This window comes from Burkholderia sp. HI2500 (genome assembly GCF_002223055.1).
Classification (GTDB): Bacteria; Pseudomonadota; Gammaproteobacteria; order Burkholderiales; family Burkholderiaceae; genus Burkholderia.
Map to the genome: position 1 here is coordinate 1,550,633 of NZ_NKFL01000004.1, position 21,691 is coordinate 1,572,323.

At 66.7% G+C, this 21,691-nt stretch carries 15 protein-coding genes; 3 read left to right on the top strand and 12 right to left on the bottom strand.

Annotated elements, in window-relative coordinates; all coding sequences use genetic code 11:
* Positions 1-6 precede the first annotated feature (6 nt).
* The 3 genes from fabF to CFB45_RS09910 all read left to right on the top strand — a co-directional run bounded on the left by fabF (position 7) and on the right by CFB45_RS09910 (position 2,789).
* Positions 7-1,290, top strand: coding sequence for a beta-ketoacyl-ACP synthase II (gene fabF / locus CFB45_RS09900; RefSeq protein ID WP_206148705.1), 1,284 nt, complete (start codon positions 7-9; stop codon positions 1,288-1,290).
* A 105-nt stretch (positions 1,291-1,395) separates the two neighbouring features.
* On the top strand, positions 1,396-1,905 hold the full coding sequence (locus CFB45_RS09905; protein ID WP_089425478.1) for a winged helix-turn-helix transcriptional regulator: 510 nt from the start codon (positions 1,396-1,398) through the stop codon (positions 1,903-1,905).
* A 167-nt stretch (positions 1,906-2,072) separates the two neighbouring features.
* A complete protein-coding gene (locus tag CFB45_RS09910; protein WP_089425479.1) occupies positions 2,073-2,789 on the top strand; it encodes a helix-turn-helix transcriptional regulator in 717 nt (238 codons plus the stop codon).
* Positions 2,790-3,319: 530 nt separating this feature from the next.
* Here CFB45_RS09910 and CFB45_RS09915 read toward each other — a convergent pair.
* From CFB45_RS09915 to CFB45_RS09970, 12 genes are all read right to left on the bottom strand, one after another.
* The gene (locus CFB45_RS09915; RefSeq protein WP_089425480.1) at positions 3,320-3,967 is read right to left on the bottom strand and encodes a glutathione S-transferase family protein; all 648 of its coding nucleotides are present in this window, start codon (positions 3,965-3,967) and stop codon (positions 3,320-3,322) included.
* Between the two features lie 100 nt (positions 3,968-4,067).
* Positions 4,068-7,229, bottom strand: a complete 3,162-nt coding sequence (locus CFB45_RS09920) for a multidrug efflux RND transporter permease subunit (protein ID WP_089425481.1) — start codon at positions 7,227-7,229, stop codon at positions 4,068-4,070.
* 21 nt (positions 7,230-7,250) lie between these two features.
* The gene (locus tag CFB45_RS09925) at positions 7,251-8,612 is read right to left on the bottom strand and encodes a metallopeptidase TldD-related protein (protein ID WP_089425482.1); all 1,362 of its coding nucleotides are present in this window, start codon (positions 8,610-8,612) and stop codon (positions 7,251-7,253) included.
* The gene (locus CFB45_RS09930) at positions 8,612-10,063 is read right to left on the bottom strand and encodes a TldD/PmbA family protein (protein ID WP_089425483.1); all 1,452 of its coding nucleotides are present in this window, start codon (positions 10,061-10,063) and stop codon (positions 8,612-8,614) included. The genes CFB45_RS09925 and CFB45_RS09930 overlap by 1 nt, the downstream gene beginning before the upstream one ends.
* Positions 10,056-11,699 (bottom strand): ABC transporter ATP-binding protein, encoded by a 1,644-nt coding sequence (locus CFB45_RS09935; RefSeq protein ID WP_089425484.1) that lies wholly within the window; start codon positions 11,697-11,699, stop codon positions 10,056-10,058. Before CFB45_RS09935 ends, CFB45_RS09930 begins: the two co-directional genes overlap by 8 nt.
* Positions 11,699-12,811 carry an ABC transporter permease gene (locus CFB45_RS09940; RefSeq protein ID WP_089425485.1) on the bottom strand — a complete coding sequence of 371 codons (1,113 nt, stop codon included), beginning with the start codon at positions 12,809-12,811 and terminating at the stop codon, positions 11,699-11,701. Before CFB45_RS09940 ends, CFB45_RS09935 begins: the two co-directional genes overlap by 1 nt.
* Positions 12,765-13,817 (bottom strand): microcin C ABC transporter permease YejB, encoded by a 1,053-nt coding sequence (locus tag CFB45_RS09945; protein ID WP_089425486.1) that lies wholly within the window; start codon positions 13,815-13,817, stop codon positions 12,765-12,767. The genes CFB45_RS09940 and CFB45_RS09945 overlap by 47 nt, the downstream gene beginning before the upstream one ends.
* Before the next feature lie 13 nt (positions 13,818-13,830).
* Positions 13,831-15,753, bottom strand: coding sequence for an extracellular solute-binding protein (locus CFB45_RS09950; RefSeq protein ID WP_089425487.1), 1,923 nt, complete (start codon positions 15,751-15,753; stop codon positions 13,831-13,833).
* Positions 15,754-15,990: 237 nt separating this feature from the next.
* Positions 15,991-18,783 carry a TonB-dependent receptor gene (locus CFB45_RS09955; protein ID WP_089425488.1) on the bottom strand — a complete coding sequence of 931 codons (2,793 nt, stop codon included), beginning with the start codon at positions 18,781-18,783 and terminating at the stop codon, positions 15,991-15,993.
* Positions 18,784-19,119: 336 nt separating this feature from the next.
* Entirely contained in the window at positions 19,120-19,695 is a 576-nt protein-coding gene (locus CFB45_RS09960; RefSeq protein WP_027787334.1) for a helix-turn-helix domain-containing protein, read from the bottom strand.
* A 300-nt stretch (positions 19,696-19,995) separates the two neighbouring features.
* On the bottom strand, positions 19,996-21,186 hold the full coding sequence (locus CFB45_RS09965; protein ID WP_089425489.1) for a tetratricopeptide repeat protein: 1,191 nt from the start codon (positions 21,184-21,186) through the stop codon (positions 19,996-19,998).
* A gap of 16 nt (positions 21,187-21,202) precedes the next feature.
* A complete protein-coding gene (locus CFB45_RS09970; protein WP_011352157.1) occupies positions 21,203-21,634 on the bottom strand; it encodes an ExbD/TolR family protein in 432 nt (143 codons plus the stop codon).
* Between the last annotated feature and the right edge of the window lie 57 nt (positions 21,635-21,691).

The following is a 21,691-nucleotide window of genomic DNA, read 5'->3' on the forward strand; positions in this document are numbered from 1 at the left end:
CATCCGCTGGGATTGCGGCGTGTCGTCGTGACGGGGCTCGGCCTCGTGACTCCGCTCGGCGTCGGTGTCGAACACTCGTGGCGGAACCTGCTCGCCGGTCGAAGCGGTATCACGACCATCGATCGCTTCGACACGTCGAACCTGCCTTGCAAGATCGCCGGGCTGATTCCCGCCGGCAATGCGCGCGACGGCGGCTTCGATGCGACCGAATGGGTCGAGGCGAAGGAAGTCAAGAAAATGGATCCGTTCATCGTCTATGCGATCGCGGCCGCCACGGAAGCGCTCGACGACGCACAATGGCATCCGGACGACCGGGCGCTGCAGAATCGCACCGGCGTCATGGTCGGTGCGGGTATCGGCGGCCTGCCGGGCATCGAGGCTGGATCGCGACAAATCGAGCGTGCGCCCGGCAAGCGGCTGTCGCCGTTCTTCATTCCGTCGAACCTGATCAACCTGGCCGCCGGCCAGATTTCGATCAAGTACGGCTTTCGCGGCCCGACGCACGCAACGGTCACGGCATGCGCATCCGGTGCCCATGCGATCGGCGATGCGGCGCGCCTGATCGCGCTCGACGACGCGGACGTGATGATCGCGGGGGGCGCGGAGGCCGCCGTGTGCGAGGTCGGGATCGCCGGTTTTGCCGCGGCGAAAGCGCTGTCCACGGGCTTCAACGACACGCCGGAGCGTGCGTCGCGGCCGTGGGATGCCGACCGCGACGGCTTCGTGATGGGTGAGGGCAGCGGCATGGTCGTCCTCGAGGAATACGGGCATGCGCTGGCGCGCGGCGCCCGGATCTACGCGGAAGTGATCGGTTACGGCATGTCGGGCGACGCTTATCACATCGTCGCGCCGCCGGATGATGGCGACGGCGCGGCCCGCGCGATGCTGGCCGCCCTCAAGCGTGCGCGCATCGAGCCGGACGCCATCGACTACATCAATGCGCATTCGACGTCGACGCCCGCCGGCGATCTGGCCGAGATCGCCGCGCTGAAACGCGTGTTTGGCGAGCATCTGTTCGGTGGTGCGTCGGTGTCCGCCACGAAGGCGTCGACCGGGCACCTGCTCGGCGCCGCCGGCAGCGTCGAAGCGGTGTTCGCGCTGCTGGCGCTCCGCGACCAGGTCGCACCGCCGACGATCAACCTCGATCGCCCGGCCCCCGAATGCGACGGCCTCGATCTGGTGCCGAACCGCAGCAAGTCGCGGCCGGTGCGTTACACGCTGTCGAATTCCTTCGGCTTCGGCGGAACGAACGCCGCGCTGATATTCGGCCCTCCGCCGGCAGACGCCTGATCCAGGGGCATGCCGGACAGCCCGTCCGGCATGCCCTTGACGTCACATGGCATCCGTCCGGATAGTCACTTGCATATTAGAAGTCACGATGTTAGCCTTCACGCCATGAGAACGACCAGCTTTAAATCGATGGAGTGCCCGACCGCGCGCGCACTCGACTGCATCGGCGAATCGTGGACGCTCCTGATCCTGCGGGATGCATTGCAGGGGTGTACACGCTTCGACGAATTCCAGCGCAGTGTCGGGATTGCAACCAATACGCTGACGCGCAGATTGAAACGCCTGGTCGATCAGGGCCTGCTGGAACGCCGGCGCTACATGACGCGACCCACGCGTTACGAGTACGTGCTGACGCAGATGGGCATCGACCTGTTCCCGCTGCTGGTCGTGCTGTTCGATTGGGGGAGCAAGTACCTCGTCAACGACGGTGTCGCGGTTCAGCAGATCGATCGGGAGAGCGGTCGGGTGCTGGAGTCCGTGGTCGTCGACAGGAATGACCTGCAGCCGATTACCGTGGATCGCGTCCTGCTCAAGGCAGGGCCGGTCGCGTCGGCTGCCGTGCATGAACGTGTCGAGCAGGTGCGCGAGCTGCGCGAAAGTGCGTCGGGCAGCTAACCGCTCCCGTACTGTTGGCACCAGCCGGACTCGCCCCGAGTACCGGCCATGAAATACCGGATCGACCCGCGCGGGGCGCCGCTTGTCGGCGGGCGAGCGCGGCGTTTCCGATGGTGTTGACGCGTGCTTACGTTCGAGATCAGTGAAGAGTCAATACGGAGTTTGAATTGGTAGACGAATTCATGCCTATCCTTCAATCGCAGACGATGGAGGAACTCGGGGCCCACGTGGGAAGTTTCTGCCGCGAGGCCGGATACCAAACTTATATGTATTCGGTTGTCTCGTCCGGGTCCGCCGGCGAGACGGCCTTCAGTCACATCATCTCGAACTGCCCGGCCTGGCAGGATGTCTACGCCGAGCGCCGCTACGCGAACATCGACCCGATACTCGCCCACGCACGCACGTCCTCGCTGCCGCTGCGATGGGAGCGCGCGATGTACAGCTCCGGCGAGCAGCGGTGCCTCGAAGCGGACGCGCGTCGCTTCGGTCTCGTTCACGGCCTGAGCTTGCCGGTGCGCGGCCATCGCGGCGACATCGGCGTGCTGAGCGTTGCCTCCGACGGCTCTGAAGGCATCCCGGCGCACGACCTCGGCCAGACCGCGAAACTCAGTCTGCTTTGCGCGTACATCGAGGAAAAGGTCACCATGATCGCGCGGGAAACCAAAGGGCAGGGCACCACGCGGGTGTCGGGCATGAGTTCGCGCGAACGGCAATGCCTGCAATGGTGTTCCGCCGGCAAGACGAGCTGGGAGATCGGCGAGATTCTCGGCATCACCGAGCGAACCGTGAATTTTCATATCGGCAATGTCGTTCGGAAGCTCAATGCCAAGGGCCGTCGCCATGCGGTGACGAAGGCCATCTCGCTCGGGCTGTTGTGCGTCTGACAAGCACGCATCGGTTGTCTTGCGGCTTGGGTCTGATTGTTCCGTCAAGCTGGCGCAGGGGAACGGAACAGTCATCGATCGGCGGCACTCGGGTCCTGACAGCGGTTGGCGTCCTTCGCCCGGTGTCTCGACATCGATCGCGTCCGGCTTGCCGTGCTCACGTGGCCTGGCGACGAACCGGCGAATTCGGCGGGTCGTCAACGCCTGCCGTTCGGCTGCACGTCCCGGCTTCAAGCCCGTGTCCACCACAGCCTGGATCACCTTGAGTCGATCAAGCTCTCGCATCGTCAGTGTCACCAATCCGGCTGGCTGCATGGTCGGCTCCGCGCTCGCTCAACGAGCCGTCCAGCATGCCAGCAGTCAAAAACCCGACATCTGTAAATAGCCAGAACACGACATTAGGATATGGCTGCTACAATTAAAAAAATTGATCATGTTGATTATGTCAAATACGATATTTCATCCCCAAACCCCACGACAAGCAGCCTCCAACCGACCGCTGCCGCACTTTTGAGCGCCTTCGGAAACGCTCAGGCAACCGGATTCAACCACTCCGTCAGACCTTCACGCGCGTTCAACTCGATGAACGTCGGCATCGCGCGAAGCTCGTGGATATAGCGCGCCAGATTCCCCCACGTCGTTGCCGGACGCGGCATGTTGCGCGTCCAGCGCATGAGCATCAGCGCCAGGAAGTCGACCGGGCTCAACCGATCGTTGATCAAATACGAACGGCCATCGGACAGCAGAGTGTCGAGATGTGCCATCGATTCCTCGATTTGCCCTTGCGAAAACGTCTTCACCATTTCAGCGCATCGCGGATCCCCATCCGTCTCCGCGTAGAACCAGTTTCGCATCGCCGGCAAGACGGAATTGGCGAGATAGATCATCATCTCGAACCACTCGGCACGTTCAGGCGAGCCCGGATCCGGAGCCAGGCGCGGCTCCGGATGACGTTCGGCGAGCAGCATCAGCAACGCGGCCGATTCGGTCCGCGGTTTGCCATCGACGACCAGCGTCGGCACTCGGCCCGCGGGATTCAACCGCAGGTACTCGGGCGTATGCTGCGCCCCCGTATCGATATCGACGAGGCGCGTTTCGAACGGCACGCCGAGTTCGATCAACATCCAGTGCACGGCCATGCTTGCCGCGCCGGGCGAGTAATACAGAACGTAGGACATGGTCTGAATTCGTCTCTTTGAATTGAAATGTCTGTGACTCGTCTGCACGGTAATCGCATTCAATCAACACAACGCTCGAAAATCACCTGTCGAAGCGACCTCACTCCCCCACCACCTCCGCCTGACGATCATCCCGTTTCGCCACCGTCACCCGCCTGCCGCGTCGCCCGACCGACGCCACGACCCGAAACGCTACCGGCGCGAACACGAGCCCGAACACCGTCGCCGCCAGCACACCGCCGAACGCGCCCGTGCCGATCGACCGTCGGCTTTCCGCCCCCGCGCCCGTTGCCAGCACGAGCGGCACGACGCCCAGCAAGAACGCCATCGACGTCATCACGATCGGCCGGAATCGCGCAGCGGCCGCGTCGACCACCGCCTGCCGCAGCGGCACGCCATGCACGACCAGGTCGCGCGCGTATTGCACGATCAGGATCGCGTTCTTCGCCGCCAGCCCGACCACGGTGATCATCCCGACCTTGAAATACACGTCGTTCGGCATCCCGCGCGCGAGCGCCGCCGCGATCGCACCCATCATGCCGAGCGGCACGATCGTCAGCACGGACAGCGGAATCGTCCAGCTTTCGTACAGCGCGGCCAGCGCCATGAAAACCGCGAGCACCGACAACCCGACGAGCAGCGGCGTCTGCCGCGCGGCAACCTGCTCCTCGCGCGCCGCATCGACCCAGTCGAAGCCGATCCCGGCCGGCAGCGTAGCGGCAAGCCGCTCCATCTCCGCCATCGCCGCGCCCGAACTCGTGCCTGTCGCCGCCCGGCCGCTGATGTCGAGCGACGGATAGCCGTTGTACCGGTTCAGCATCACCGGCCCGATCGTCCAGTGCGGCGCGGCAATGGCCGACAGCGGCACCATGTCGCCGGTACGGTTCGGCACGGTCAGCGCCATCAGCTGCGTATCGGTTGCGCGTGCAACCGGATCGGCCTCGATGATCACCCGCCGCATCCGGCCCGACGCCGGAAAGTCGTTGATGTAGTTCGAGCCGAACGTGCCGCCCAGCAGCCCCGCGATCCGCTCGAACGGCACGCCGAGCGCGTACGCCTTCGCGCGATCGACATCGAGCTCGATACGCGGTGCGTCCGGCAGGTCTTCGAAATGCACGGCCGAGAGCAATGGGCTCGCCTTCGCGCGTTCGGCAAGCTGCTCGCGAGCCGCCTTCAACGCATCGAGCCCGACTCCGCCGCGATCCTCGAGCCGGAACGTGAAGCCGTCCGAATGCCCGATGCCGCGCACCGACGGCGGCAGCGCCGCTTCGACGTCGCCGTCGAGGATCGCACTGAACCGCCCGTTGAGCCGGTCGCGCAACGCCATCGCATCGACGTCGCGCTTCGCCCAGTCCTTCAGTTCCACGAACGCCATCCCGACGTTCTGCCCGCTGCCGACGAAACTCCAGCCGATCACGCTCGTCACGTTCGCAATCGCCGGCTCCCCGTGCAGGATGGCCTCCACCCGCTCGACGACCGCGAGCGTGCGCGCCTGCGTGGCGCCGGCCGGCAACTGGATCATCACCTGCAGTTGCCCCTGGTCCTCGGTCGGCAGGAAGCCGCCCGGCATCATCCAGTACAGCAGCCCGCACGCGATCACGAGCGCCGCGTAGACCACCACGACCATGCCGGTGCGGCGCACCGCAAACACGGCGACGCGGCGATAACCGGTTTCGGCGCGCGCGAAAGCCGTACCGAACCGGTCGGCCAGACGCGCGCCGATGCCGCGTCGCCGCGCACGGCCGGCGCCGCGATCGTGCCGCGCGACCGGCTTCAGCAGGTTCGCGCACAGCGCGGGCGTGAGCGACAGCGCCATGAACGACGACACCAGCATCGACGCGATCATCGCGACCGCGAACTGCCGGTAGATGCCGCCGACGCTGCCCGGGAAAAACGCCATCGGCACGAATACGGCGGTCAGCACCGCGGTCACGCCGACGATCGCCCCGCCGATCCGTTTCATCGCCCGGCGCGTGGCGTCGCGCGGCGACACGCCCTCCTCCATCACGCGATGCACGCTCTCGACGACGACGATCGCGTCGTCGACCAGGATGCCGATCGCCAGCACGAGGCCGAACATCGTGAACACGTTGATCGACAGCCCGAACGCCCACATCGCGACGAACGCGCCCATCAACGTGACGGGAATCACGACGGTCGGCACCAGCGTGTAGCGCAGGTCGCGCAGGAACAGCCACATCACGCAGAACACCAGCACGACGGCCTCGACGAGCGTCAGCACGACTTCGTGGATCGCGATCTTGACGAAATGCGCGCCGTCGAACGGAATCTCGACGGCGACGCCCGGCGGCAGCGTCCGCGAGAGTTCCGCGAGCCGCGCGCGAATCGCATTCGACGTTTCGAGCGCGTTGCCGCGCGGGCCGAGCTGGATGCCGACCGTCGCGGCCGGCCGGCCGTTCAGCCGCGAATAGAACGAATAGTCGTCGCGGCCGATCTCGACGCGCGCGACATCGGCCACGCGCACCACCGAGCCGTCCTGTTTCGACTTCAGCACGATCCGGCCGAACTCCTCGGGCGACGTGAGCTGCCCCTTGACCACGACCGTCGCGGTGAGTTGCTGGCCGCGCACGAACGGCGCGTCGCCGATCGCACCGGCCGTGACCGTCGCGTTCTGCGCGCTGATCGCCGTGATCACGTCGTCGGCGCCGAGGTCGTATTCGCGCAACTTGACCGGATCGAGCCAGACCCGCAGCGCCTCGTCGGCATCCCACAGCTCGGCCGCACCGACACCCGGCGCGCGCTTCAGCTCGCGCAGCACGTAGCGGTTCAGGTAATCGCCGAGCTGCGCGGAATCGCGCGTGCCGTCGGTCGACGTCAGCGTGACGAGCATCAGGAACGTGTTCGCCGCCTTGAACACGCCGATCCCCTGCTGGACGACCTGCTGCGGCAGCCGCGGCTCGACCTGCTTCAACCGGTTGTTGACATCGACGAGCGCGATGTCCGGATCGGTGCTGGGCGCGAACGTCACGTCGATCTCGAGGTTGCCGTGGCCGTCGCTGCTGGTCTCGTAGTACAGCAGCCCGTCGGCGCCATCGAGGCTTTCCTCGATGACGCTGCCGACGTCGGCATCGACCGTCTCGGTCGACGCGCCCGGATAGGACGCGGTGATCACGACCCGCGGCGGCGCCAGGCGTGGATACTGCGCGATCGGCAGCTGCGGAATGGCGAGCACGCCCGCGACGACGATCGCGAGCGCGACGATCCACGCAAAGACGGGACGGTCGATGAAGAATGACGGCATCGGCGAGTGTCGGCGAACGCGCTACAGCGTGAGCTCGAACGAACGCGCGAGCAGCCCCGGCAACTGCGCGCCTCCGGTGGCGCGCTCGCCGTACGTGTCGTCGCTCGCGAGCAGCGCCGGTGCCGCGCCGAGCTGCTCGAGCTCCGACCCGAACAGCCGGTAGAAGCTGTCGTCGAACCGCATCGCGTCGACCGGCGCGACGATGCGCCCGCCTTCGACCCAGAACGTCGCGAACCGCGTCATCCCCGTCATCCGGCACGCGATCGGGTCCGAAAAGTTCAGGTACCAGAGGTTGCCGACGTAGAGCCCCGTGTCGAGCGCGGCCAGCACGTCGGCGTCGGCGAGCGTGCCGCCCGCGATCGACAGCGACTGCGGCGCTTCGGCGTTGTCCGCGCCGTTCGGTGTGCGCCCGTGCTCACGCGCGGTGCGTGCACACACGAGCTGCCCGGCGCCCCGCCCTTCGACGACGAGCGGCACGCTGTCGCGCCGGTAGCCGTCCGCGTTGAACGCCGGCGCGATGCCCAGCGAGAAATCCTCGGTGATCGACACGCGCGGATCGAGCGCGACCTCGCCGGCGTACAGGCGATGCAGCGGGCTGCGGGCGCTCGCCACCGCGCGCGCCGAGAAGCCGCTCCAGCCGAGCAGGCTCGTCATCTCGTGAATGGCGTCCGGCGCGAAATACGCGCGGTAGCGCCCGGGCGCAAGCGCCTTCGGCGTGCGGCCGAGCACGGGCAGCCGCGCGGCGGCCGCGTCGACCTTCGCCGCGAACGCCGCATCGCGCCAGTCGTCACCCGCATAGACGGTCTTGATCGCGCGGCCGCTCGGGTCGTACAGCGACCAGCTGAAGTTGAAATTCTCGACCTCGTACCAGCCGCGGCTGCCGGTCGACGATGCGAAGCCGCGCGCCAGCGTGCCGCCCGCGTAAAAGCCGACGAAGTCGAGCCCGCGCGCGCATTCGGCCACGATTCGCGCGAGCCCGTCCGCATTCGGCAAGCGCCCGGTGCGGCGCGTTTCCTGCACCCACGACGCGGTATCGAACAGCAGATGAGGATCGTCCTGCGCATCGCGCAGGCCGTCGCGCAGCACGGCCAGCGCGTCCGCCAATTCGCGCAGGTCGGCCGCCGGATCGCCGCAGACGGTCAGCGCCGAGTGCGCCTGCCGCGCCCCGTCGATGAGCCGCACGGACAGCCGCCCCTGCGTGACACGCCCGGTCTGGCGAATCCTGCCGCCATTGAAACGGACGAAGTCGGACGTTTCGCCGGAGAAGCCGAGCAGGACGGTTTCGGTCGGCGCGGTCAGCCGTTGCGTGTCGTCGGCGAGCCGGGCGAAATACGCGTGCCAGTCGATTCCGGCGCGGCGTGCCATCGGATCGAATCCCGTCATCACGCGCCTCCGAAGACGTCGACGCCAGCGAACACGCAGGCCGGCGCGGCGTGGCCGACACGGATGATCTGCGCAGGCTCGCCCTTCCCGCAGTACGGCGTGCCGTAGATGCCGAACGTGCCCGCATCGCCGACCGCGCGCAGGCTGCGCCAGAACTGGGCGGAGATGCCGCGGTAGTTCGGACGCTTGACGACCTGCGTGAGCCGGCCGTTCTCGATCAGTTGCCCGAATTCGCAACCGAACTGGAATTTGTTGCGGTGGTCGTCGATCGACCAGGACGTGTTGGTGCGCATCAGGATCCCGTGCTCGGTGCCCGCGATCAGCGCATCGAGCGACTGGTCGCCGGGTTCGACGTTCAGGTTCGCCATCCGGTCGATCGGCGCGCGGTTCCAGCTCGACGCGCGCGAGTTGGCGACGCCCGGCAGGCCCGCGCGCTGCTGCGACAGCGCCCCGCCGAGCAGCCGTTCGAGCACGCCGTTGCGGATCAGGTACTGCTTGCGCGCCGGCGTGCCGTCGTCGTCGAATGCGTAGGACGCGGCTTCGGCCGTCGGCTCCGGATCGAACGTGACGTTCAGCAGCGGCGAGCCATATTGATAGTGGCCGACCATCTCCGGCCTGACGAAACTCGATCCGGCGAAGTTGCGCTCGTCGCCGAGAATCCTGTCGAGTTCGAGCGGATGGCCGATCGACTCGTGGATCTGCAGCATCATCTGGTCCGGCATCAGCAGCAGGTCGCGCCGGCCGGTCGGGCAGTTCGGCGCGGCAAGCAACTGCAGCGCCTCGTCGGCAACACGCGCGCCGGCGCCATCGAAGCCGTAGCGCGCCAGCACGTCGATGCCGCCCTGCGCCAGCGTGCCCGATTGGCCGAGCGAGCGCGTCTGCGTGTCGCCGTCGCCATGGGCGACGGCCTGCAGCTCGGGCATCAGGAAGCGGAAGCGCTGGTCGATCCGCACGCCGTCGCTCGTCACGTAATACTGCTCGGTGTGCACGATCATCACGCTAGCCGAACGCTCGACGATGCGCGCGCCGAGGTTTGCCGCCGCACATTCGTGCGCGAGACGCTCGATCCATTCCGCGCGTGACGGCAGCGTCGCATCGACATCGGGCGACGCATAGGTGCCGCTCGCCTGCGGACGCGCGGCCTGCCGATGATCGACCAGCGCCCACGGCGCGCTGGCACGGGCCCGCGCGGTCGCGATGTCGAGCGCCGCCTGCAGCCCGGCCGGGGACAGGTCGGGCGTCGCGGCATAACCCGCGCCCGTGCCGGCCCAGGCCGTCAGCATCGCACCGCGCTCGCGCGTGCGCGAAAACGGCTGCGCGACGTCGTTGCGCACCGCGTGTTCGTCGATCGTCTCGTCGACGATGCGCAGCGACCAGAAATCGGCGTCGCTGCGCAACCCCTGCGCCGCCTGCACGGCTCGGGCACCCGGCGCCCGGTTCTCGTCAATCATCGGTTCCCTCTTGCTGCTCCTGCGGGCCGCGCTCAGGCGCCAGCATGGACGACGCGAGCAGCGCCCGCGTATACGGATGGGATGGCGCGTGCAATACGTCGAGCGTCTCGCCCGCCTCGACCACGCGCCCCGCCTTCATCACGATGACCCGGTGGGCCATCGCGCGCATCACCGCCAGATCGTGCGTGATGAACAGGTAGCTGAGTTTGTACTTCTTTTGGAGATTCGTCAGCAGATTCAGCACCTGCTTCTGGATCGACACATCGAGCGCGCTCGTCGGCTCGTCGAGCACCAGCAGTTCCGGCTCCACCGCCAGCGCCCGCGCGATCGCGATCCGCTGCCGCTGCCCGCCGGAAAACTCGTGCGGATAGCGCAGCATCGCCTCGGGCGGCAGGCCCACCTCCTGCAGCAGCGCGGCGATCCGCGCGCGCCGCGCGTCGCCGGCCACCTGCGGCCGGTGCACGGCAAGCCCCTCGCCGACGATCTGCTCGACCGTCATGCGCGGCGACAGCGAGCCGAACGGATCCTGGAACACCACCTGCATGCGCCCGTACAGCGTGCGCCGGCCCTGCGTCGTGCGCAGCGACGCCAGCGGCATCCCGTCGATCTCGATCCCGCCCGACGCCGGCCGCTGCAGGCCGAGCACGGCCGACGCGAGCGTCGATTTCCCCGAGCCCGACTCGCCGACGATCCCGAGCGTTTCGCCGCGCTTCAGGCTCAGCTGCACGTCATGCACGGCGCGGAACGTCGTCTTGCCGAGCACCGAGCGCCAGCCCTTTGCCGCGATGCGGTAGTCGACGGCGAGGTGCTGCACGTCGAGAATCGTCTGCGCGCCGGCGGCCACCGGCTCGACCGCCCGTTGCGGCGCGCTGTCGAGCAATCGGCGCGTATACGGATGCTGCGGCGCCGCGAACAGGTCGGCCGTCGTGTTGCTTTCCACCAGCACGCCCTTCTCCATCACGGCCACACGCTGCGCGAAGCGCCGCACGAGGTTCAGGTCGTGCGTGATCAGCAACACGGCCATCCCGCGTGCGGCGGCCTCCTGCTCCTGCAGCTCGATCAGCAGGTCGACGATCTGCTGGCGCACCGTCACGTCGAGCGCGGTGGTCGGCTCGTCCGCCAGCAGCAGGCGCGGCCGGCACGCCAGCGCCATCGCGATCATCGCGCGTTGCCGCTGCCCGCCCGACAGTTGGTGCGGAAAGCTGTCGATACGCCGCTCCGGCTCCGGAATGCCGGTGCGCCGCAGCAGCGCGATCCCGCGCTCGCGCGCGTCGCCCGGGCGCAGCCCCTCGTGCAGCCGCAGGCTCTCGGCGATCTGCTTGCCGATCGTATACAGCGGATTGAGCGCCGTCATCGGCTCCTGGAACACCATCGCGATGTCGGCGCCGCGAATCCCGCGCATCTGCTGCTCGGTCTTCGCGAGCAGATCCTCGCCGTCGAACAGCATCCGCCCCGACAGCGTCGCCTGCTGCGCGAGCCGCAGGATCGACAAGGCGGTCACGCTCTTGCCCGACCCCGACTCGCCAACGAGCGCCACGCGCTCGCCGCGGCCGATCGACAGGCTCAGGTCCTGTACGGCCGCGCTCGCGCCGAAATGCGCGGAAAACCCGTCGATCTGCAGCAATGGTCTCGTCATCACCGCCCTCCGCCGAATGCCGAACCGCGCGTGCGCGTATCGAGCGCGTTGCGCAGCGCATCGCCCATGAAGGTGAGCAGCAGCAGCGTCACCACCAGCGCCGCGAACGCCGCGATCGAGATCCACCACGCATCCAGGTTGTTCTTGCCTTCCTGCAACAGCTCGCCGAGGCTCGGCGTCGGCGGCGGCACGCCGAGGCCGAGGAAATCGAGGCTCGTCAGCGACAGGATCGCCGCGCTCATTCGGAACGGCAGGAACGTGATCACCGGCGTGAGGCTGTTCGGCAGCACGTGGCGCCACATGATCTGTGCGTTGGTCAGCCCCATCGTGCGTGCCGCTTTCACATAGTCGAGCGCGCGGTTGCGCAGAAATTCGGCGCGCACGTAGTCGGACAGCACGAGCCAGCCGAACATCGACAGCAGGATGAACAGCAGCCACAGCGACGGCGTGAAGATCGACGCGAAGATGATCAGCAGGTACAGGTCCGGCAACGCGCTCCAGATCTCGATCAGGCGCTGCCCGACCAGGTCGGTGCGGCCGCCGTAGAAGCCCTGCAGCGCGCCCGTCAGCACGCCGACCAGCACGCCCGATACGGTCAGCGCGAACGCCATCAGGACCGACAGCCGGAACCCGTACAGCAGCCGCGCAAGCACGTCGCGGCCGAACTGGTCGGTGCCGAGCCAGTTGCTCGACGACGGCGGCGCCGGATACGGCCGCGACGCGAAATAGTCGATCGTGTCGTAGCGGTAACGGTTCGGCGGATAGATCGCGAAGTTGCCGTGCGACTCGATCTTCGTGCGGATATACGGATCGAGATAATTCGTCATCGCGGGAAAGTCGCCGCCGAACGCCGTCTCCGGATAGTCCTTCACGATCGGGAAGTAATAGCGCCCGTCGTAGCGCACGATCAGCGGCCGGTCGTTCGACAGCAGGTCCGCCCCGAGGCTGAGCGCGAACAGCACCGCGAAGATCACGAGACTCCAGTAGCCGAGCGGCTGCGCGCGAAAGCGCAGCCACGTGCGCCGCCACGGCGACGGCGAGGCCGCACACGCGGCGCAGGCCTGGTCAGTGGTCCAGGCGGTTGAACTGGATACGGGGGTCGACGAGGACATAGCAGATATCCGCGATGAGTTTGGTCAGCAGGCCGATCAGCGTGAACAGGAACAGCGAGCCGAGCACGACCGGATAGTCGCGGCGGATCACCGAGTCGTACGACAGTTGCCCCATGCCGTCGAGCGAGAACAGCGTCTCGATCAGCAGGTTGCCGTTCAGGAAGGCGCCGACGAACGCGGCCGGCAGCCCCGTGAGCAACGGGATCGCCGCATTGCGCAGCACGTGCTTCCACAGCACGTCGCGCTCCGGCGCGCCCTTCGCGCGTGCGGTCAGCACATATTGGCGGCCGATTTCCTCGAGGAACGTGTTCTTGGTCAGGATCGTGACGATCGCGAAGTTGCCGACGACCGACGCCGTCACCGGCATCACGACGTGCCACAGATAGTCGAGCGCCTGGCCGATCAGCGTCAGGTCGTCGAAGTTATCGGACGTGAGCCCGCGCATCGGGAACACCTGCCAGAACGTGCCGCCGCCGAACAGCATCAGCAGCAGCACGCCGAGCACGAAGCCCGGCACCGCGTAGCCGGCCAGCACCAGCACGCTCGTCACGGTGTCGAACCGCGATCCGTTGCGCACCGCCTTCGCGATGCCGAGCGGCACCGACACCAGGTACGTGAGGATCACCGTCCACATCCCCAGCGTGATCGACACCGGCAGCTTCGAGCGGATCACCGCCCACACGCTACGATGCGCGAAATAGGACTGGCCGAGGTCGAACGTCGCATAGCTTTTCAGCATCAGCACGTAGCGTTCGAGCGGCGGCCTGTCGAAGCCGAACTGCCTGCGGATCTGCTCGATCTGCTGCGGGTCGACGCCCTGGCTGCCGTGGTAGCCGCCGCCCCCTCCGCCCGCCTCCCCGCCGCGCGCACTGCCGTGGCGCAACTGCGCGAGCACCTGTTCGACCGGGCCGCCCGGCACGAACTGCGTGACCGCGAACGTGATCGTCACCACCCCGATCAGCGTCGGGATCATCAGCAGCAAGCGCCTGAGTATGTATGCCAGCATCGTCGTTCCTCCGTCAGGCGGCCGGCGCGGGTTTCGCCGCCGGTTGCTTCACGTACCAGTAGTCGATGATCCAGTCCTCGTATTGATAGGAGTCCGGCACGATCGCCGGGTGGCCGAGCGTCGCCTTGTACGCGATCCGCGCATTCGGCAGGTAGTACTGCGGGATCAGCGCGTACAGATTGATCAGCACGCGGTCGAGCGCGTGCGTGGCCGTCTCGAGATCGTCGAGCGTGTCGGCCGCGAGCGCCGCGCGGATCAGCGCGTCGACGGCCTTCGACTTCACACCCGGATAGTTCTCGGAGCCCGGCTGCGACGCGGCCGCACTGCCGAAGCGGCGCGTCAGCTCCGCACCCGGAATCGTCACCGGCAGGTAGATGTACGTCGTCATGTCGTACTCGAAATTGTCGAGGCGCTTCAGGTAGACCGCGCTGTCGATCTCGTGGAGATACGCGTGGATGCCGAGCATCGCGAGCGCCTGCGTGTACGGCAGGATCAGGCGGTCCATGCCGGGCTGGTCGTCGATGATCTCGATCGTCATCGGCGTGCCGTTCGCGTCGCGCAGCGCACCGTCGCGGTAATGCCAGCCGGCCTGCGCGAGCAGGTCGCGCGCCTCCTTCAGGTTCGCGCGCAGCGAGTTCGGCGGCAGCGTCGACGGCTGCCGGACCATCGGGCCGAACACCTCGGGCGGCAGCGTCGAACGGAACGGTTCGAGCAACGCAAGCTCCTTCGCGCTCGGCATGCCGGATGCCGCGAACGGGCTCGCCTCCCAGAAGCTGTTGGTGCGGCGATACTGCCCGTAGAACATCATCCGGCTCATCCAGTCGAAGTCGAACGCCAGCGCGAGCGCATGCCGCACCCGCACGTCCTGGAACATCGGCTTGCGCATGTTCATCAGGAAACCCTGCATCTGCGCGGGGCCGTCGGGAAACTCGCCGCGCTTCAGCATGCCGTTGCGAAAATTCTTGCCGACGTACTTGCGCGCCCACTGCGTCGCGCTGTATTCCATGCGCGCGTCGATGTCGCCGGCCTTGAACGCTTCGAGCGCCGTGTACTGGTCCAGGTACAGCTTGAACGACACGTGCGCGAAGCGGAACATGCCGCGTCGCGACGGCAGGTTCGCTGCCCAGTAGTGCGGGTCGCGCACGTAGCTGATCTGCTTGTCGTTCTTGCGCTGGTCGATCAGGTACGGGCCGCTCGCGATCGGCGGCACGTTCGCGATCTGGTCGAACGGCGGCCGCGTGCCGTCCGCGCGCTGCCCCCATTTCAGCGAGAACACTGGCAGGTCGCCCGCGATCAGCGCGGCGTCGCGCTCCGCGTGCTTGAACTCGAAGCGCACCGTGTGGCCGTCGACCACCACCGCGCGCTTGATGATCGAAAACTGTGCGTTGTACAGCGGCGACGCCTGCGGGCTCGTCAGCGTGTCGAACGAATATTTGACGTCGACCGCGGTGATCGGGTCGCCGTTCGAGAAGCGTGCGGCCGGGTTGATGTGAAACGTCGCCGACAGCCCGTCAGGCGCGATGTCGACGTCGTCGGCGATCAGCGCGTATTCGGATGCGATCTCGTCCCAGCTGCGCTGCATCAGCGTGTCGAACATCAGGTTCTTGATGTCCGGTGCGGGCGCGCCGCGCACGAGGAACGGGTTCAGCGAATCGTAGCTCTGCGCCTCGTCGTAGTTTTCGAACTGGAGCGTTCCGCTGTCCGGCGCATCCGCATTCGCGTAGTCGAAATGCGTGAAGCCCGGCGGATACTTCGGATGGTCGTATTGCGAGATCGCCGGCACCGCGAGCGCGGCCTGCGGCATGACGCCGCCCGACACGAGCCACACGGCGCACGCGAGCAGCGCGGCGCGCGTGGCGGTGCGCATCCGCCCGTGCGTGCGCGTCAGGTGCGAGTGGCGCGGCACGCGTGCCCGTCGCCCATTCAACAGTCTCATGGTCAGTCTGTCCGGAAGCGTGCGGGTGTGAAGCCTGCACGCAATCGATGCCCGTGCCGGACGCCGCATACGGCCGCGTCCCGCGGATGGTTCGTGCTGTCACGATCGGATGAACTGCACCGCCGCGCGTCCCGGTTGCGGGCCGTCGTGGCACCAGGCGAAAAAAGGCCGCCCCGAAAAGGGGGTAGTGGACGTGGAGCGGCCTGTCCAAAGCCTGTCAGTGCATCGCGATCGCCGTCAGAACTTGTACGTCGCGCCGACCTGCGCGAACCGGCCGATGTACGAGTACACCGACGTGTCGTACCCGCTCTGGCTCAGCGTGCCGTTCGCGAAGATCGGGTCGTACGGCGGCGTGCGGTTGAAGAGATTGTCGATGCCGCCGTAGATCGTCCAGTTCTTGAAGCCCGTGTACGTCACCATCAGGTTGAACTGGCTGTACGAACCGACCTTGCTCGGCTCGGGCATCAGGTTCTGCGCGTACGGCCCCGTGAACTGCCACGTCAGCGCCGCATCGAACTTCCGGTAGTTCCAGTCCAGCGTCGTGTTGCCGCGCCAGCGCGGGAAGCTGCCGCCGAACGGCTGCGTGATCGTGAAGTTGTTGCCCGCGCCGTTGACCGGCGCGGCGCCCGGGAAGCCGATCTTGTAGCTGTTGACGTAAGCCCAGTCGCCCGACAGCGTAATCGTGCCCCACCCCTTCAGCGGCAGGCCCTGGCGGAACGTGCCTTCGAAGCCGTTCGTGTCGAGGTAGCCGAGGTTCTGGTACGGAATCACCTTGTACAGCAGCTGGCCGGTCGTCGGGTCGGTCACGACCTGCGATGGCTTGCCCTGGCCGATCACGTTGTCGATGCGGATCTTGTACCAGTCGAAGCCGAGGTCGGTGTAACGGCTCGGCGAGACCTGGAAGCCGATATTGAGGTTGCGCGTGCGCTCCGGCGCGAGGTTCGGGTTGCCGACGGTGATCGACGTGTAGTTCTGGCCGGTGGCCGGATCGACCTGGATGCCGAGCGTCTGCGACTTGCTGTCCTCGACGAAGGTCGGCGCGCGGAAGCCGCGGTTGTACGACGTATACAACGTGAGCGCCTTGATCGGCTGGTACCGCAGCGCGAAGCGCGGCGAGAAGGCGCCGCCCACGTCGGTGTAGTGATCGTAGCGGCCTGCCTGGCTGAACGTCAGGTTCTCGATGATCGGTATGTTGATCTGGTAATAGATGGCCGCGACGTTGCGCTGGCCATCCACCGTCTCGAGGTCCGGCGTGATGACGGCCCCGCTCAGGTACTCGGAACCCGGCGTCAGCGTTTCGCTCTGGTGCGTGAACTGCGCGCCGAAGCCGATGCCGACGTCGCCGGCCGGCAGATGGAACAGGTTCGGCGTCGACAGCGTCGCATCGATCGTGTCGAGCTTCGAGATGCCGAGGTTGTTCGCTTCCTGGAACAGCCCGTTGAACGCGTTCGGCGTCGCGGCCGGGTTCGCGAAATTCAGCGTGCCGTTCTGGTAGATGTTGTTCAGCGCGTTCACGTTCAACTGGTTCGTGAACACGTTCGACACCGTGCTCTGCGAATGGCTGACCGACGTCGCCCAGTCCCAGTCGCCGTACGGCAGCGTAAACGACCCCTTGATGCCGGCGGCCGCCCGCCAGTAGTTGGCCCAGGTCTTTTGCGCGACCGTGTTCGGAAACGCATAGGTGAGCGGCGTGGCCGCGCCCGTCGTGTTGTACGGGTTGCTGGTCGGCACCGTGTAGTTGAACGGCGACAGCAGCTTCGTCTGCGGATTCCACACGAGCGCCGGGCTCTGCGAGTTGCCGATCACGTTGTTCCACAGGCCGTCGTTGGTCGTGGTCGTGTTGTAGCTCTCCATAAAGTCGGCGAACGCGGTCGTCTTGTCGTCGATCTTGAAGTCACCATGGAGCTTCGCGTTCAGGCGCTCGGTCATCGGCAGGATCGACGTGCTTTCCGCCGTGTTGTACCCGCAGATGGTGCCCGGCAACCCGGCCGACAGCGAATTCGACGCGGCCGGATGAACCGAGCCGCCGAACGGGCAGCCGCCGGTCAGCGCCTGCGCACTGCCGTCGGGCATGTTCCAGTAGGACGGCGCGAGCAGCGAGAAGCCGCCCGGCTTGCCCGTGAAGTCCTGGTTGCGCGTGGAATCACGGTCGGCCAGCGTGAAGCCGTTCGACTTGTAGTAGCTGAGCGCGGCCGTCACGTTGAAGCGGTCGGCGTTCAGGTCGCCGAAGCCGCCGAGCACGCCGAACTTCATCGTGCCGTCGCCGTTGCCGGCGTTGATCGCGCTGCCGAGGCTGCCGTCGAGCTGCAGGCCGCGGAAATTGTGTTTCGTGATGATGTTGACGACACCGCCGATCGCGTCCGAACCGTACTGCGACACCGCGCCCGTCTTCACGATTTCGATCCGCTCGATGTCGTTGAGCGGGATCGTGTTGAGGTCGAAGAACGAGTCGACGCTGTTCGAGAAAAATGCATACGGCGCGACGCGCTGGCCGTCGACCAACACGAGCGTGTACTTCTCCGAGAGGCCGCGCAGTGCAATGCCGGCCGCGCCGGCCGCGAAGTTGCCCGATTGCCCTTCGCCCCAGCTGTTCGCCGAGTTGGCTGCCGCATCGCGCAGGAAGTCGGCGACGGTCACCGCGCCGCTGGCCTGGATTTCCTTCGGCGTGATCGTCTGCACCTGCTGGAAACCCGTCTTGTCGGCCTGCCGGATCAGCGAGCCCGTCACTTCAAACCGCTTGATCTGCGCGACCTTGCCCTGCCCGTTCGCGGCGGGTGCGGCAGCCGTCGCGTCGGCTGCTGCACCGGGTGCCGCATCGGGCGCCGCAGCGTCCGGTGCAGCGGCGCTGCCCGCCGTGCCGCCCGCCTGTGCAACGGTCACGGGCGCGCCGCTCGCGACCGCATCCGCGATCGCGACGGCGCCCGGCGCCGGCTGGCTCTGGGCGAACGCCGGCGGCGCCAGTACGGCCGTCAACGCGAGTTCCGCCCAGACTATCCTCTTGATGGCCAACGCCAAAACTCTCTGCTTCATCTTGTTCCCTCTCGCTCGTAGTAAGACCCCACCTGCTGTGCGCCGGAACCTTGTGAATTCCTTGCGCGTCCTGGGTGCCCGTGTACCGGAACCCGCGATTGCCACGCTTTCGACTGCCACGACTCGAACGGATCGGCCTCGTAGCACCAGCGCCATTCAGCATCACCGTCTTTTTCTATTTTGATTCGTCATACTAAACACCTACATTGAGCGCATTGCCTGCTTCTTCCCGGCTCGACGGGCGGTTGGTTCCGTAAAACGCGAACCTGTATGCGGGCCGTACTGCGCACCCTCTGCCGTCGACCGGGTACTTCTCCTTCCTGCCGGCCGCCTTTGCTAGAAAAGCCTCGGCGTGCCGACCCAGACGATCACCGCCTCTTCGTCGGCCGTATTGCGCCACGCATGCGGCATCGTCGATTCGTAATGCGCGGTATCGCCCTCGTTCAGCGTGAACGTGCAATCCTCGAGCGTCAGCGCCACCTGCCCGCGCAACACATAGACGAACTCCTCGCCCGCGTGCGTCGTCATCTCGGACGACAGCTGCCCCGCCGGCATCCGGACGAGAATCGCGTCGAGCTTGCGGCCGTCCACCAGGTTCGTCAGCCTGGCGAACCGGCTGGCCGAGTTCGTGAACTGGAAATACTGCAGCGCGTTGCCGCGGCATACCGAGCGCGCTTCCGTCGGCGTGTCGATGAAGTACTGCATCGTCACGCCCAGCGCCTTCGCGATCCGCACCAGCGACGTGATCGACGGCGTCGCCCGCCCGCGCTCAACCTGTGACAGGAACGGCTTCGAAATGCCGGCGATCGTCGACGTTTCGTCGAGCGTGAGTTTCAGGCGCTGGCGCAGCGCCCGGATCTTGTTGCCGAGCGACACGGCGACGAGCACCGACTCATCAGGGGGCAAAACCATGGAAAGACGGTCCCTCGCAGTCGAAATCGGTTTGATGTCGTCAAGCCGCGACCGATGCCGTGACACGACCGGCCCGGCGCGATCCCCCGCTGCACGCTGTCGCGACGTGCAAGCCACGCGCGGTGCGGCGGCGCACTCGCGTCGTGCGGCCGCGCAGCGTTCGCTCATTTCATTCGGTTTACTAATTAACAAGGTTGCCCCTTTTCATCGGCTGACCTGCCCGTCGTGCATCCGCGCGATCGCGGCGGCACACCGCTTGCCGACCGCCAGCGGTGCGCGCGGCCGTGCACGTCCGTTGCGTTACCGGGAGGCCACCACCGCCCAGAGCCGTGCCAGATCACCGGAACCATCGGTGCCCTTGACCGTGCGCAGCACCTGGACCGCACGCGCTTTCTGGCCGGCCACGTAATACGCCTCGCCGAGCCGCAGCCGCGCCGCATCGGGATGCTCGAGCCCGCCCTTCGCGATCGCCTGCTCCATCATCGGCAGCCCCTGCTGCGCATGGCCCTCGAAGACGAGGTTCATGCCCGCGTCGATCGGCGCTGCCGGCGTCGTGGCGTCTCCGCCCGATTGCGCGCGCTTCGCCGCGAGCGCCTGCAGCCGCTTCTCGCGATCCGCCTGCGCATCCTTGCCGAGTACGCCGGATGCGAACCCCTGGTCGATCACCTGCTTGCCCTCGGCGGGCGAGCCCGCCACCAGCGCGAGCTGCGTCATTTCCATGTACGCGTTGGCGGTCGAGAGCGAGCCCGTCGCCCGTCGCAACCGGTAGATGTCGAGGTCGAGCGACGGCAGATACCCGGGGTTGCCGCGAATGGCCGTGACCATTTCGTCCCAGTACGCGGGGCTCGGGTGATAAGCCACCAGCAGCCCGAGCGCACCGCGATACGCGTTGCCATCCTTCACTTTCTGCGCGCAGGACGCCAGCATCTGCAACTGCCCTTCATCCGGTGCGTGTCCGCCATTCGCCTGCGCGTCGGTGCTCGCTTTCAACTGGCTCACGAGCGGTGCGCAATCGTTCGACAGGTAGTAAGACTGCGTGAGCAGCGTGCGCATTTCCGGATCCGAGCCCCCCGCCTTCAGGTAGCGCTGCGCGACGCGGATCGCCAGCGGGTAGTTCTTCTGCTGGAAGTAGATGCCGGCCAGCGCCGCCGTGGTCCGCTGCTCGTCGTCGCCCGAGAGCCGCCCCGCGTTCAGCACGCTCTCGTACGCCTGCGCGGCCGTGCCCGAGTCGCCGGCCGCCATCGCTGCCGCGCCGCGCATTTCTTCCACCACGGTGGTTTCGTACGGCGTCCGGTTCGGCACGGCGGCCGCCTGGGCGATCTTGCCCAGCGCGTCGCGATACTTGTGCGCGCGGTACAGCTCCTGTGCGGCCGCCAACGGTTTCGCCACGTCCGGCCGCAGCGCGTCCGCCGGTAGCGCCGGGCGTCCGAGCAGGGCTGTCGCACCGAGCGCCGTCACCGCCATCATCCGTTTCCATCGTCGCTGGTTCATCGGTTCGTCCGTGTCGTCATTGCATGAACTGTTCGTTACCGATCAGGCCGATCTTGGTCGCGCCCACGCGTTGCGCGGAGGCGAGCACGGCGGCCACGTCCTTGTACGGCACCAGCTTGTTGGGACGCAGATGAATCTCCGCCTGCACGGGTTCCGCCGCCACCTGGGTCAATTTCGACTCGAGCGCCGCGCGGTCCGGCACCGGCGCGCCGTTCCATGTCGTCGTGCCGTCGAAGTCGATGTCGATCTGCACGATTTCCGGCGGCGTGGCCGGCGGCGGCGGATTACCCACCGGCAGGTCCATCTTCACCGAATGCATCTGAATCGGGATCGTGATGATCAGCATGATCAGCAACACCAGCATCACGTCGATCAGCGGCGTGGTGTTGATATCGACCATCACTTCCGGTTCGGCATTGCTCCCGCCCGAAGGCACGTTCATTCCCATCGTCGACTCCTGTCGATCCACGTTAGCGCTTTAGCGCTTACGTGGATCCCATGCTTC